The sequence below is a fragment of the Hathewaya proteolytica DSM 3090 genome (genome assembly GCF_900142225.1).
In the GTDB taxonomy this organism is placed as follows: Bacteria; Bacillota; Clostridia; order Clostridiales; family Clostridiaceae; genus Hathewaya; species Hathewaya proteolytica.
Genome location: NZ_FRAD01000005.1, coordinates 12,183 through 25,663 on the forward strand (window position 1 = coordinate 12,183; position 13,481 = coordinate 25,663).

The 13,481-nt window shown below is 31.5% G+C and carries 15 protein-coding genes; 4 read left to right on the forward strand and 11 right to left on the reverse strand.

Translation table 11 applies throughout. The features are described 5' to 3' along the window. The first annotated feature begins 201 nt into the window (after window positions 1-201). The gene (locus BUA73_RS02755; RefSeq protein WP_072902096.1) at window positions 202-1,242 is read left to right on the forward strand and encodes a sulfide/dihydroorotate dehydrogenase-like FAD/NAD-binding protein; all 1,041 of its coding nucleotides are present in this window, start codon (window positions 202-204) and stop codon (window positions 1,240-1,242) included. Then, window positions 1,239-2,519, forward strand: a complete 1,281-nt coding sequence (locus tag BUA73_RS02760; protein WP_072902098.1) for an FAD-dependent oxidoreductase — start codon at window positions 1,239-1,241, stop codon at window positions 2,517-2,519. Before BUA73_RS02755 ends, BUA73_RS02760 begins: the two co-directional genes overlap by 4 nt. On the opposite strand, the gene BUA73_RS02765 is transcribed toward BUA73_RS02760, so the two are convergent. Continuing rightward, complete coding sequence (locus BUA73_RS02765) at window positions 2,514-3,683, reverse strand: D-alanyl-D-alanine carboxypeptidase family protein (protein ID WP_093426668.1); 1,170 nt, start codon at window positions 3,681-3,683, stop codon at window positions 2,514-2,516. The two genes, BUA73_RS02760 and BUA73_RS02765, sit on opposite strands and share 6 nt — an antisense overlap. A gap of 88 nt (window positions 3,684-3,771) precedes the next feature. On the opposite strand from BUA73_RS02765, the gene BUA73_RS02770 reads away from it, so the two are divergent. Then, entirely contained in the window at window positions 3,772-4,302 is a 531-nt protein-coding gene (locus tag BUA73_RS02770) for a hypothetical protein (protein ID WP_072902101.1), read from the forward strand. Next, on the forward strand, window positions 4,286-4,720 hold the full coding sequence (ytfJ, locus tag BUA73_RS02775; RefSeq protein ID WP_072902103.1) for a GerW family sporulation protein: 435 nt from the start codon (window positions 4,286-4,288) through the stop codon (window positions 4,718-4,720). Before BUA73_RS02770 ends, ytfJ begins: the two co-directional genes overlap by 17 nt. Before the next feature lie 170 nt (window positions 4,721-4,890). Here the strand turns inward: ytfJ and scpB are convergent, their stop codons facing one another. The 10 genes from scpB to BUA73_RS02825 all read right to left on the reverse strand — a co-directional run bounded on the left by scpB (window position 4,891) and on the right by BUA73_RS02825 (window position 13,478). After that, complete coding sequence (gene scpB, locus BUA73_RS02780; RefSeq protein WP_242942316.1) at window positions 4,891-5,433, reverse strand: SMC-Scp complex subunit ScpB; 543 nt, start codon at window positions 5,431-5,433, stop codon at window positions 4,891-4,893. Window position 5,434: 1 nt separating this feature from the next. Next, the gene (locus tag BUA73_RS02785; RefSeq protein WP_072902106.1) at window positions 5,435-6,175 is read right to left on the reverse strand and encodes a segregation/condensation protein A; all 741 of its coding nucleotides are present in this window, start codon (window positions 6,173-6,175) and stop codon (window positions 5,435-5,437) included. Between the two features lie 136 nt (window positions 6,176-6,311). Continuing rightward, the gene (locus tag BUA73_RS02790; RefSeq protein WP_072902109.1) at window positions 6,312-7,499 is read right to left on the reverse strand and encodes a D-alanyl-D-alanine carboxypeptidase family protein; all 1,188 of its coding nucleotides are present in this window, start codon (window positions 7,497-7,499) and stop codon (window positions 6,312-6,314) included. Window positions 7,500-7,622: 123 nt separating this feature from the next. After that, entirely contained in the window at window positions 7,623-8,258 is a 636-nt protein-coding gene (gene spoIIM / locus BUA73_RS02795; RefSeq protein WP_072902111.1) for a stage II sporulation protein M, read from the reverse strand. Between the two features lie 508 nt (window positions 8,259-8,766). Then, on the reverse strand, window positions 8,767-9,381 hold the full coding sequence (locus BUA73_RS02800; RefSeq protein WP_072902113.1) for an N-acetylmuramoyl-L-alanine amidase: 615 nt from the start codon (window positions 9,379-9,381) through the stop codon (window positions 8,767-8,769). Window positions 9,382-9,445: 64 nt separating this feature from the next. Further along, on the reverse strand, window positions 9,446-9,682 hold the full coding sequence (locus BUA73_RS02805; RefSeq protein ID WP_072902116.1) for a hypothetical protein: 237 nt from the start codon (window positions 9,680-9,682) through the stop codon (window positions 9,446-9,448). Window positions 9,683-9,791: 109 nt separating this feature from the next. Next, window positions 9,792-10,769 (reverse strand): Kelch repeat-containing protein, encoded by a 978-nt coding sequence (locus tag BUA73_RS02810; protein ID WP_072902118.1) that lies wholly within the window; start codon window positions 10,767-10,769, stop codon window positions 9,792-9,794. Beyond that, on the reverse strand, window positions 10,770-11,465 hold the full coding sequence (locus tag BUA73_RS02815; protein WP_072902121.1) for a hypothetical protein: 696 nt from the start codon (window positions 11,463-11,465) through the stop codon (window positions 10,770-10,772). Between the two features lie 21 nt (window positions 11,466-11,486). Beyond that, window positions 11,487-12,590: a siphovirus ReqiPepy6 Gp37-like family protein gene (locus tag BUA73_RS02820; protein WP_072902123.1), complete on the reverse strand. Its 1,104-nt coding sequence runs from the start codon at window positions 12,588-12,590 to the stop codon at window positions 11,487-11,489. 3 nt (window positions 12,591-12,593) lie between these two features. Further along, window positions 12,594-13,478: a phage tail domain-containing protein gene (locus BUA73_RS02825; protein ID WP_072902125.1), complete on the reverse strand. Its 885-nt coding sequence runs from the start codon at window positions 13,476-13,478 to the stop codon at window positions 12,594-12,596. Between the last annotated feature and the right edge of the window lie 3 nt (window positions 13,479-13,481).

Consider the following 13,481-nt stretch of genomic DNA (forward strand, 5'->3'; position numbering starts at 1 on the left):
TTTTGCATTATCATTAATGATACAATACAAAAAATGACTGTATATCTCTACTTATATATTAAAGTATTTTGAGATTAAATTCAAAGTTTATTTTTCAAATGAGGGGTATTGCAATAATAATCATAAATTTAACAAAAAAAATTGTCACCATTTACTGTGTACTAAAATATTTTATTAGTAAATAATATTGAAAGGTATACTATGAGTTACGAATTATATGAATGTATAGATGCAGGTAGTGAATTTTGTCCTTGCCACTTGGCGGAAACAAATCAATGTATCATGTGCAACAATCTCAACAAAAAATGCGGTGAATGTCACTGCACTCATTGGAAAGGTGTATGCATTTATCAAGAGTTCCAATGGAATAATTCAAAAGCAAAAGAGGGTAGAAAGTATTTTAGCTGCAAAATTACTGAAAGGCAGCTTATAAACAACACTCTTCTCATTATTAGCGTTTCTGCAAATGACTACCTTATACACCAACTAAATAAAGTAGGTAGCTTTGTATTTTTAAGGCGTGAATGTGATGAACAATTTTTCGACGCACCTATTTCAGTCATGGATATAGATACAAGCACCAATTCTATTTCATTTGCCATAGAAATAAAGGGGCCTAAGACGGAAAATTTGTCGAAGCTTCAAGTCAATGACACTGTTTTCGTAAAAGGACCATTTTGGAATGGTGTATTGGGAAAAAGGCACATAATAAATAGCAAAAATAAAAATGCAGTGCTTATATGTAGAGGTATAGGTCAAGCTCCCATGCTGCCCGTGCTTAAATATCTGTGTAAGGAAAACAATAATGTCAGCGTTATTGTGGATAATGGAAATTATGAAAATTGTTTTATTGAAGACACACTTAAAAACTACCAAAACTTGTGCAACACCTCTGTTTTCTTTTATAAAACCCTTGTAAATGCCAGGATGACAGAGGACTTCAAGGATTTTCTACAGAACTTATTAGTTAAGACAAAACCTTCTGTAGTATACTGCTCTGCAGCAGACATATTGAATTATGAAGTTATGACATTTATTGAAGAAGTAAATAATAACCTATCAACTGAAGAGTCAAATGAAGAGGCAAAAATTAATTTTGCCTGCTGTAATAATGCTAAAATGTGCTGTGGCGAGGGAATCTGCGGTGGATGTACCTTGAAGAATAATGACCGTAAATTGCGTCATTTATGTAAAATGCAAACAGATCCAAAATATGTTTTAAAAGGCAGGCGATTATTATGAAGAAGATAATTATTGTAGGTGGGGGTTGGTCTGGTTGCGCCGCAGCCATTTCTGCAGCCAAAGCTGGTGCGGAAGTCCACCTATTTGAAAAAACTGATATGCTTTTAGGCCTTGGAAATGTAGGCGGCATAATGCGAAACAATGGGAGATTTACAGCCTCTGAAGAATTGAATTTTATGGGGGCTGGGGATCTAATCCATATTACAGACGAGAACTCACTTCACAAGAATATATCATTTCCAGGTCATGAGCACGCATATTTATATGATGTAAACAATATTGAAGCCGTAGTAAAGAGATATCTTCAAAATATGGGGATTAATCTGCACATGATGAGCCGTGTTGTGGATGTAGAACTATGTGAAAAAAAGATAATTGGCATTTACTTATCTGATGGAGAACTAATTTATGGTGATGCCTTTATTGAGACTTCTGGGGGCAGTGGACCTATGGGCAATTGTGTTAAATACGGCAATGGTTGCTCTATGTGTGTACTAAGGTGCCCTTCCTTTGGGCCAAGGGTGAGCCTTACTAAAATGGCAGGTCTTGAAGATATAATGGGGCAAAGAGCTCCAGAAGTATACGGTGCCTTCAGTGGCTCTTGTAAACTAGCAAAAGAAAGCCTTTCCAAGGAAATTGTCCAAGAACTCAATGAAAAAGGAGTATGCATACTTAAGGTTCCAAAAGAGGATATAAATTTAGATAAACTTAAAACCAAAGTATGTCAGCAGTACGCCCTTAAAGAATTTGCAGAAAATGTTATCCTTTTAGATACTGGCCACGCAAAGCTGATGACCACATATTATCCTTTAGAGAAATTGAGGAAAATCAAAGGCTTAGAAAATGCCAAGTATGTGGATCCATACTCCGGTGGTAAGGGCAACTCCATAAGATATCTTTCTTGTGCAATACGAAATAATGCTATGAAAGTAGTGGGCATAGACAACTTATTCTGTGCTGGAGAGAAAGCAGGTTTATTTGTAGGACATACAGAAGCTATTTGTACCGGCTCTCTTGCTGGGCACAATGCCGCTCGCTATCTAGCAAAAAGACAATTGCTAGTGCTACCTAAGGATAGCTGTATAGGAGACATAATATCCTATGCTAACTACAGAGTGCTTCAAAAGGAAGATAGGACAAGCAGATTTACCTTTGCCGGTTCAGTTTATTTTAATAGGATGAAAAAGCTAGGTTTGTACACTGTCGAAATAGACAAAATAAGAGATAGGATAGAAAAGCTAGAGTTATCCAATGTTTTTGATGAGAAAATACTATAATAATGAAAAAGTTTCCCCATCCAGAGAGGATGGGGATTTATTTTCTTTTAGTTTATTGTTGACTTTAAACCAAAAGCTTTCTTTATTTTTGATGTCTTCCCTATTGTAAATGTAGCATGAGCATATTTCATTTTTATCTTTTAGTATTTTGTAAACACCTATTATGGTGCCTGCCTTTACATCAACATCTTTTAAGTTTTTTTCGTTTATAACAACTACTTTTTCATAATTGCTCTTGGAGTTCAGTGGCATGGTGATGGTTTCATTGGAACACAAATCTATGGTATTGTTATTTATGTCCTTTAAGCTGCTAACTTTTTCTCCCTTTGTCACTATTTTATCGTATTTGTAATTGCTTTTAACATAGTCGTATATTTTGCTGCTTTCATTCCAACGCTCTGTGCAATTTAATGTAACTACTACTATCTCTCTATTGTTGATTTTAAAAGAAGAAACGAGGCATTTGCCTGCCTGAGCCGTATAACCAGTTTTTACTCCGGTACAAACCGGATTACTGTACAAAAGCTTGTTTATATTGTTGTAGTCTCTCGTAAAATTGTTTTGACCTCTTGTCACTAGTTTTGTCTTTACTAATTTATTGAAAAAATCGTTTTGCTTTGCAATACACGTCATCCTTGCTAAATCGTAGGCAGTGGTGTAATGCATAGGCTTATCTAAGCCATGGGGAGTTTCAAAGTGAGAGTTTAAAAGGCCCATATTCACAGCCTCTTCATTCATCATGTTGACAAATTCCTCCACTGTTCCACCAACACCCTCAGCTATGGCTATAGCTGCGTCATTTCCTGATTTAAACATAAGTCCATGAAGCAATTCCCTCAAAGTTATCTCCTCATTATATCTGTATTTTACTGTGGATCCCCCAATAGAAGCTGCTCTCTTAGATATTGTTATTTTTTTATCCAGTTCTCCATGGCGCAAAGCCACCAGTGCTGTCATTATTTTTGTGGTGCTAGCCATGGGAATTACATCATAAGATGATTTTTCATACAATACCATGCCTGATTCAACGTCCATGGCTATAGCAGCTCTAGCATCAACCCTTAAATCTTTCGTTTGTGCATAAGCTGTAAAATTACCTAAAATCATGGTAGTTGTTAGAGTACAAAGAATAAACATTGCACTAAACATATTTGTCTTTCTCATATTTTTTCTCCTATCAGTGATTTATTGATTATAAAATATTTTTTTGGGCATAATCCCAAGATGTAGATAATATTTGGAGGCAATACCAATGAAAATTATAACTTTATTTCTAATGGTAGCTTTAATAGTATGTTTCCCATTTCCTATAAAAATATCATTACAATTTAAGAATAATAAATTCCTGACATACATTTATGGCATTAAACTGCCATTTTCAAAGAAAAAAACAAAGAAAAATTTAAATAATAAAAGCACCTCATTGGATGGTGCTTTATTGAAAAAGATTATGTATATATACAATTTAATAAACCACATTTTTTCAAACAGAAAAGTTGCTGGCACCATAAACACCGAAATAAAGTATGGTGTGGAGGACGCCTTTTACACTGCCGTTATGTATCCCACGCTTACCTTATTTGTAGACATAATTGCAAAATTTTTTTTAAAGTTTTTAGATAGAGAAAAAAGTAAAGTCAGTATAAAGCCTATTTACGGCAAAAATTTATTTGAATTCTCTATAACCGGTATAATTTATATAAGCATTGGGAAAATTATACGTATAACGCATTACATACTAAAAAACAAGATAAGAGGTGAAAAAAATGTCTCATCCAATTGAAGAACTTTTGAAAAAAACCATGGAAAACCTTAAAAACATCATAGACGTGGATACCATCATAGGAAAACCTATAAACGGAACAGGAAACTGCACAATAATTCCGGTTTCCAAGGTATCTTTAGGATTTGCTTCCGCCGGTAGCGAATTTGCACCAAATGATTTTGACAAAGAACTTAACAGCGAATACCCCTTCGGAGGCGGTTCAGGTGGAGGATTGTCAGTTAAACCCGTGGCTTTTCTTCTCATAAAGGATGGAAATTACAGAATACTTCCTGTTGGCGAAGAAAATACCGTAAACAAGATAATTGATTCCATTCCACAGTTATTAGATATGATGAAAAACAATTGCTGTTGCTCCACAAAGGATAAAAAAGAAGAAAAGAAAGATCCTCAAAATACAAATAAACAAAAATCTTAGCTATAGGTGAAGTATCAAAGCCATCTTAAAGTTACAAAGCCTAGCTAAAGTACAAATCAATTTGCATGAAAAAAGTCAGTTATTATACATCGTAATTTAATAACTGACTTAATCCAGAAGTAAATGATTTTAAATTTTCAAAAGAGTACTTCACCCCATATTTACAATATTTACTGAAGATCAAAAGTCATTTGCTCTATATTCGGAAGCTGCTTTAGATCTTGCAGTTGGAAGTACCTTAAAAACTCTTCCGTGGTACTGTACAATATAGGCCTGCCTATTATATCTTTTCTCCCAATCTCTTTTATAAGCCCTTTTTCCGTTAGATTTGTTATGACTCTATCACACTTTACTCCACGGATCTCTTCTATTTCTACCCTTGTAATAGGTTGCTTGTAAGCTATTATAGCAAGGACCTCCAGTGACGCCTGAGATAGAGATTGCCTTGTATTAATTTTAAGAAGCCGTTGTATATATGTACTGTTCTCTTTTTTAGTCACCAATTGATATGTGTCATTGAGACGATAAAGTTGAATACCCCTATCTTCCCTTTTGTATAACTCATCCATTTCAACCATTACACTGTGTACAAAATCTGTGCTACATTCTAAAGTTGAAGCTATATCGCTAAGCTTTAAAGGATTTCCACTGACAAAAAGCAGTGATTCTATAATTGAATAATATCTTGAATTGTTTTCATTAAAATTTTCCACACTATACCCTACTTTCCATATATATATCGGAGTAATTGCTCTCCTGAACAACTTTTAATTGATTTAATCTTATAAGCTCCAACACTGCCAAAAATGTAACAATTACTTCTATTCTGCTGTTACACTGAATTATCACATCGGAAAACAAAGAACTCTTTTTTTGAGAAAACACATTTTTAAGTTCTTCCATCTTATCTTCTATCCTATAAACATCCAAAGAAACTTGCTTAGGTATTTCATTGTCATTTTTTTTAGAATAGTATAACTTCATAAGTTTTGAATAAAGATTGTATAGCCATACTAAGGTAGTATTTTTTAATAACTCAGATAAGTTCACTTCTTCCTTATCTTCTATTATCTCCGGCAACTTTGCATACACCATACCAGAACCAAAATCTTCTCTATCATGGAGAAAGCCAGCCACGTATTTGAACTTATTGTATTCCAAAAGTTTTGTAATCAAGTCTTCCTGTGATATATTGTTTTCCTCTTCAGAGGTTTCCTCTTTTGTTGGCTTTGGCAACAATGCTTTAGATTTAACTTCAAGCAGTGTTGCTGCTATAACAATGAATTCAGAAGCAATATCCAAATCCAGTTCTTGCATCTTATTTAAATATTCCATATATTGATTTGTAATTTCACTTAGATTTACATTGTATATGCTCATCTCATTTTTTTTTATAAGATGAAGTAATAGATCAAAAGGTCCTTCAAAATTTTCTACTTTTATATTTATCGACATTTTACACTCCTACACAACATTAACTTAAATACTCACTTATCATTATATCATTTTGACATGTAAATTTAAAACAGAAACCATTAAAAAACACCATGAATTCTTATGTTCCAATTCACAGTGTTTTAATTTTATAATATTATATTGAATGGTTAAATATCTTTGTTATGTTTTCCTTTAAATTTGTAAAGAAGCTTCCAATTTTTATTTCTCTATCAGAGTAAACCTTTACTTCCCCACACAACTTATCATTTACGTATATTTTACATACACCTATTTCTTCTCCCTTTTTAAAGTGTTTTTTATCAATCAATTCAACTTTCTTTTCTATCTTTGATTCTGTGCCTCTTTCAACTGTTAAATTAAAATCTTTTTTTGCCATGGCCATCATGAACTTTTCGCCCTTTTTATCTAACACTATTTTTTCAACTTCACAATCTTTTTTTATTATATTTTTATTTTCAAATCTAGAAAATCCATAGTTCATAAGTGAAGAGGCATCCCTATTCCTAATCTTGTATGTAGGCGCTCCCATGATTACGGATAGCATTCTCACGTTATTTTTTACTGCTGTGGCAGATATACAGTACATAGCTTCATTAGTAAATCCCGTTTTAAGACCATCACAACCTGGGAAAAATCTCACCAGTTTATTATGGTTTACAAGTTCAATGGGAGCCAATCTGTTTTCTGATATTGTTTCCATATAAGTTCCTGTGTACTTTAGTATATCAGGATGTTTTAATAACTCTAGGGACATAAGGGATATGTCGTTAGCAGTGGACAAATGTCCACTAACTGGGAGACCAGTGCAATTCTTAAATGTGGTCTTTGTCATTTTTAACTCTTCAGCTCTTTTATTCATCAACTCAACAAAGGCATCTTCACTTCCAGCTAAATACTCTCCTAAAGCTACAGCAGCATCATTGCCCGATGCTATGGCAACACCCTTTATCAGCTCTTCTACAGTTCTAACTTCTCCTGTATCCAACAGCATGGTACTGCCACCCATTTTTTTTGCATTTTCGCTAACTGTGACCTTGTCTTTTAAAGAAATCCTACCACTGTCTACAGCCTCCATAGTTAAAAGCATTGTCATGATCTTTGTAACAGATGCTGGGGCGTATTGTTCATCTTTATTTTTCTCAAATAGAATCTTTCCTGTAGTTGGCTCTATTAATAAGCTTGATCTCGCTTCCACGTCCAGGCTTTTATTTTGTTTTTCTATGCTTTTTGCTGGTTTTGCATAAGCACACACACATGGGAAAATAATATTTAATAACATTGCCATGGTGACGATTGCAATAGATAATCTTTTGTTTTTCATCTTTACTCCTCCTATTTTGAATTTCACTTATATTTTTACCAAAATCGGCAGGATTATCACTAATTGGCGAAGATTTAATTATGAATTTGATGGAAAATAATATTACATTTTTTTGAAACACCCCTATAAGTATGGCAGTAGTAGCTTTAGAATCTGAGGAGTTAGAAATGTCTCAATTAAAGATCCAAATAACATGAAAAAGCACATAAATAATACACGAAAAGAATACCTTAATATTTTTTCAAAACTCACTTTTTCATTCTTCTCCCGTATAATTTTTAAAGAAAAGTCCATAGAATTCACAGAAATCTCCATAATACCAGGTATATAAAATAAATTTTGCATTACAACGGCGCCAAAACCCACCAATACCCCAAGTCTTCCGAAATTGCTCACCATGAAAAAGAAACTATAGCCCAAACTGTAACCTTTAATTATATTGCAAATTAATACAAAAGGAGATCCCACCACCGTAAGCCCAAGAAACCATATGCACAGTATCATAGGTATGTAGTTTTTTATGCTTACTATAAGAATGTCTATTTTTTTTACAGTTTCGACCTGAGGAGAATTAATGGATTCACTTATCCAGTTTAAGGCATACTGCCTATCTTCCATGGTCATGTGTTTCACACTGATGGCACCGATTATTATACCCATGGTTACAAAAAGGAAACTGATGATATACAAATTTATATTTTTAAGAATATGACTTTTTATTCTTTGAAAACCACTTTTAACTTCACAACATGATTCCAAAGACAAAACCCCCTTATATAGATATATATATAATCTATGATAAGAGGGCTTTGTTTATGAGACCTTATTTTCCATTCTAAGTTTATCTGCTACGATTGCAATAAACTCTGAATTATAAGATTAAACTTATTTAGAGAATCTAGCAATTCCAATGGTTTTAGTTAATTAATCAATAGAATAAAATCAAAAAAAATAGTAATATTTATTGGTTTTTGTACCTAAATATTAGTTGGTGTTTTATTATAACTATTATAAAACTTTGACATTAATACTTCAACCCCTTTTTTAAAAATTAACGAAAATTAACAAAAAAATGAGGATATTCAATTAAGAATACCCTCTTATTTTATACTATCACAAGCAATTTCTTACTTTTAATATAATCCATAACTCCTTGTAAAGCTTTTATATTATTTAATACATTTGCATTATCTGTATGTGTACTTGCATATTGATTTAAACTGCAAGTAATATTATACAATTGTTGTATTATAGCTTGAGTGTCTAGTTATTTATTATTACTTACATTGCTTTTATTAGTTGTATTATTTGTATTAACATTATTATGTATTTCTTTATCTGCATTAACAGTAAGTTTCCTACCCAATATTCCTTCGGCAATAGCTTTAGCCATAGCATCTACATTAAATATACTCATATCATCCTTATTATCAATAAAGCAACATTCTATTAGCATTGATGTCATATTTGTATTTCTAACTACTGCTAAATTGTGTCCATCTTTAATACCACGATTAGTAAATCCTAAACTAACAATACTATTTAATATTCTTTCAGCTATAGGTAATTTAGCACCATTATTTGTGAATACTTCTGTACCATAAGCTTGTCCATTATAACAGTTAAAATGTATTGATATAAATAAATCTACATTATATTGATTAGCAACATTACATCTATGATTTAAACTGTCTTTTACACTGTTAAAGGTATTATTATAAACTGTTTCTATAACTTGTATTCCTTGACTAGTTAGTATGCTTCTAACTTTTCTACCCACTAACCTTGTTAACTCTTCTTCTTTACCATATTGACTTCTAGCACCTGTGTCTGCACCATTCAAACAATGTCCATAATCTAAACATACTGTTTTAATTCCCATTATTTATCACCTCAATTTTATTTTGTGAACAAAAAGACTAGAAAATTAATTCTAGCCTTATATGTTATTTATCTTTGCTTTCAAGCTGTGATAATCTCGTATCTATTGATGTAAGAGTTTTGTTGAAGTTTTCCATAGTTTTAGAAAAGTTATCTAATTGACTATATAGCCTGTCCTCACGTTTGTTATTATCCTCACGCTGCTGTTGATCTTTCTTGTACATGAAGTACATACAACCCAAAACTAGTACGATTGGGAACCCTAAGTTTGATATTAAAGTTGTAATTGCATTTGTGTCCATAATTGTCACTCCTTTTTTAAGTTTTTAAGTTTTTTGTTTTAGTTTTAAGGCAATAAAAAAGACTACTAATTAAGTAATCAGATTTATTGCCTATTTTGTTATTAGTAATTTATAATGTTAAAATACTTATCTTATTAACTCTTGTACCATCTGCTAATTGCCCACCTAAAAAGTATATTTTATTTTCACAATTAATCATAAAAGTATCTTTATTGTGTTTAATCGGCATTGTTGTAATTATGTCACTAAACGTATTGTTTACATGGTTATAAATATATACATCGCCATTTATTAATACATATATTTTATTATTTACAACCACACAACCATCGCAATTTACGGCATTGTTAGGTAAAGTTGATATTTCGTTGTATGTTTGTGTTAAAATATCATATGTTAAAATTGTATTAAATCCACCGCCAAACATATAGACCTTACTGTCTATTATTACAGATTTCATGTTACGTCTTGCTTGTGGCATTGTAGCACCAGCACTAACCGTATTGCTGATTGGGTTAAATATATCCAATGTGTTAAAGGTTAATTTTTGTGATATATTGTAGCCACCAAAAATATAAACTAAACCATTGTAAGCTTGTGCCGTACCCTCTTGTTTAGCAATAGTTAGTGTATCTGCTGAAGTCCATTTTTTTGTATCCAAATTATACTTTTGATAAAATCTTTGTGTAGCACCATAATTCTGTCCGCCATACATAACAAATTCATTTCCTAACAATGTATGTGCTGAATATGACAAAGCTACAGAACAACTACCAATAGATGTCCTACTATTATTTATTGTGTTATACATATAAAAAGCACCTATCTCACTTGTACTTTTCCCTTCTACATAAAATATATCACTACCAATGCTATATCCCATACAACTTACACACTGATGTTCCATTACATACCCTTCACTCCAAATTGGATTTATTGGACTTTGTTGTGGTAAAAACTCCCTCACAACCCCATCTACTAATCCCTTGCAACTTGTCATAGTTTTAATTGTATTAGTAGCCGTATCTAAATACATTATTTTAGCAATTTTACACATTTTATCGCCATCTTTATACATTATAGCCATTTATATCACCTCTGGTATGAAGTAAAACACATTGGGTTCAGCTGTTGTGGGTGTAGGTTCTGCAGAACTCAACAAACATCTTGTTCTAGCTTCTAAATTGTAAACCCTCTGTACCAATGCCAGTAAATCTCCGTTCTGATTTTTAAGTTGTTCCAAAGCATCATGGTATTGGTTATAAATATCTTGCATATCTACTGCTTGATTAAGTGTTTTTACTGCTTCCCTTAAATCTTTAATATTTCTACTTGTACTTACCCATGCAATACCCCTTGCTATATAAATATCTGCTAGTCCTATTTCCCACACGTCTGCATTTTGTGTAAGAGTAGGAGCAACTGCTACACTACTATAAGCGCCTTGCTTTACTACAATTTTTATCTCTCTGTTGGTCTCACTTAACTGCAAAACTACTCTATCTATTCTGTCTAAAGTTGGGTCTGCATTTGCTAATGTAATACTCATGCTTGTAGTATTAGTGTACATGTGTCCATTTATGTGTCCATTCCCCAATGCTACATTTACTGCCATGTTTGTGCCACTTGATGTAACTTGTAAAGCATTGTTATCGTCACACAAAAATACACCATTAGACAGTGTATTCTTAAAAAACATACCAAAATCTTCTGCCATATAGGTACGGTCATAGCTACCATCTGTAAGCTTTTTAGCATTAAAGAAACCACTTTTTTCTGCCATATTTATCATCTTCCTTTCATATTAATTTTTTAATTTAAACTTAAGTTTATCTATTAATGTTGGTAATTCATTTCCAAAAACAACATTAATTTGTATTGTACCATTTTCATACACTTCTTCTATTTCTGTAATCCTTGTATCTACTTGCAATCCCCAATCTGTATTAACACACGTTACAATATCCCCTAAATCATAATCTTTTTTATACGTTAAATTTGTTTGGTTTGTATTTATAACACTGTTAAAACTATAATTATCTGTACATTGCTTTAAAGCTTCAACACCTTTCGTTATTAATATATTGTTATATTGTTCTTGTGTCAACGTAACATCTGTATTATCGCTCTGTATGTCTCTTGCATCTATAAACATTTCCTTCCTTGCTATGCCACTATTGTCCTCACCGACAACTACTTTTTTTCTTTGTGTGCCTTGTCCTTCACCTGCTATTAATACAGTATTTTTAAAATTTTCATTACTATCTGTATATTCTTGCTCTAGAATATTGTCAAATTCTGTGCTAAATATTGCTCTAATATTAGTATTTTGTCCTACTGTTCTGTCTAACCCTTTAAATGTATTAAAATATAACTTTTTATCATTAATATTAAAATCTAATTTAAAAGATATATTACTTATTGTTGTTATATCGAACAGACTATCTAATAAATCTTTATAACTTATTTGCTTACTTAAAGTATCAGTAAAGTTGTTAACTACCCCTAACTGAATATTTTGAATTTTTCTGTTTACATTTGTTGGATTAATAACATTTTTATTAACTAGTTCTATCATAATTAACTCTGTTAAATTATTATTGTAATTTACTGTATCCCATATAATTCTACGATTAAAAATATACTTCATAAATCTTCCATGAATAGTTAGTTCTTGCATACCATTTGTATTTAATTTTAATTGCCTGCTTGTAATTATTGCTACTTCTGTATCATCGTTTTTTAATATTAAGTTATCTTCTACTAATAACTCTAAATTTCTAGTGTTAATTGGAATGTGTAATTCAAACTCACCACAATTATAAAACCTTCTAATCCATCTAAAACTAGAATATCCCTCTATGATGCCTACAAATTCATATTGTGGATTAAATACATATAACTCCATGCCCTACACCCCCAAATAACGATTATAATAATAAATGTAGCACTCTAAATCTTTACTTCCTGTATCAGCTTCAAACTTAAATAGATTATCTCCATTTTCTAATTCCATAAATGTACTGGATAAATCTATAAGATTAAATGCATTAGTAGTAGTATTATTTACTGTACTTGTTACCTTTTTATTTCCATAGTCTGTTGTTATTTCTATTGTTTCATCTTGTGTCAAAGTTTTATTTAATTTTATAAATTCATTTGTTGTAGTATTTGTAATTTTTGGATTAACAACTGTACCATAGCTTTTAAATATAACTTTTACTGGTGTAGTAATATCACCTGCATTATAACAATTAGATACATCTGTGGTACTTGTTTCTTTATATCCAAAATGTACACCTTTTGTTGCTTCATCAATGTTTAATGGAAAATGAAAAGCATCATCAAATTTCATCGTTGATAAATCTATTCTATGCTCAAGTAAATCGGTAAAAAATGGATTAAATGCTATAAGATTTATAGTACATTTTGCAAAACTATTGTTGCCATAAAATTCAGGAATAGGCATTGTAGCAACCATACATTTAATTTTACGTTGCTTAAAATTATCTATGTAGATTAACTCTCCTAAACCTAGTTTGGGATTAAATACTTTATATAATCGGCTCTTTAATTCTTCTAATTCTACTAAAGTATTAGCTGTTATTGTTATGTCTATGTTTATATCTTTATTATCTAAACTGTTATTTAAATATGTGTTTCCATTCTGCTTTATACCTTTTACAGTATTTATATTAATTCCATTTGATATTTCTAATTTTTGTAATACAAAAGGCATGGAATTAGTAATTGTTATTGCCATACCTTTACAATTTCTATATATTAAAGTTTTCACAAT

Excerpts from the sequence above, each read along its gene's own strand:
- BUA73_RS02755 (WP_072902096.1), top strand. The coding sequence starts at position 202 with ATGAGTTACGAATTATATGAATGTATAGATGCAGGTAGTGAATTTTGT.
- BUA73_RS02760 (WP_072902098.1), top strand. The coding sequence starts at position 1,239 with ATGAAGAAGATAATTATTGTAGGTGGGGGTTGGTCTGGTTGCGCCGCA.
- BUA73_RS02765 (WP_093426668.1), bottom strand. The coding sequence starts at position 3,683 with ATGAGAAAGACAAATATGTTTAGTGCAATGTTTATTCTTTGTACTCTA.
- BUA73_RS02770 (WP_072902101.1), top strand. The coding sequence starts at position 3,772 with ATGAAAATTATAACTTTATTTCTAATGGTAGCTTTAATAGTATGTTTC.
- ytfJ (WP_072902103.1), top strand. The coding sequence starts at position 4,286 with ATGTCTCATCCAATTGAAGAACTTTTGAAAAAAACCATGGAAAACCTT.
- BUA73_RS02785 (WP_072902106.1), bottom strand. The coding sequence starts at position 6,175 with ATGTCGATAAATATAAAAGTAGAAAATTTTGAAGGACCTTTTGATCTA.
- BUA73_RS02790 (WP_072902109.1), bottom strand. The coding sequence starts at position 7,499 with ATGAAAAACAAAAGATTATCTATTGCAATCGTCACCATGGCAATGTTA.
- BUA73_RS02800 (WP_072902113.1), bottom strand. The coding sequence starts at position 9,381 with ATGGGAATTAAAACAGTATGTTTAGATTATGGACATTGTTTGAATGGT.
- BUA73_RS02805 (WP_072902116.1), bottom strand. The coding sequence starts at position 9,682 with ATGGACACAAATGCAATTACAACTTTAATATCAAACTTAGGGTTCCCA.
- BUA73_RS02810 (WP_072902118.1), bottom strand. The coding sequence starts at position 10,769 with ATGGCTATAATGTATAAAGATGGCGATAAAATGTGTAAAATTGCTAAA.
- BUA73_RS02815 (WP_072902121.1), bottom strand. The coding sequence starts at position 11,465 with ATGGCAGAAAAAAGTGGTTTCTTTAATGCTAAAAAGCTTACAGATGGT.
- BUA73_RS02820 (WP_072902123.1), bottom strand. The coding sequence starts at position 12,590 with ATGGAGTTATATGTATTTAATCCACAATATGAATTTGTAGGCATCATA.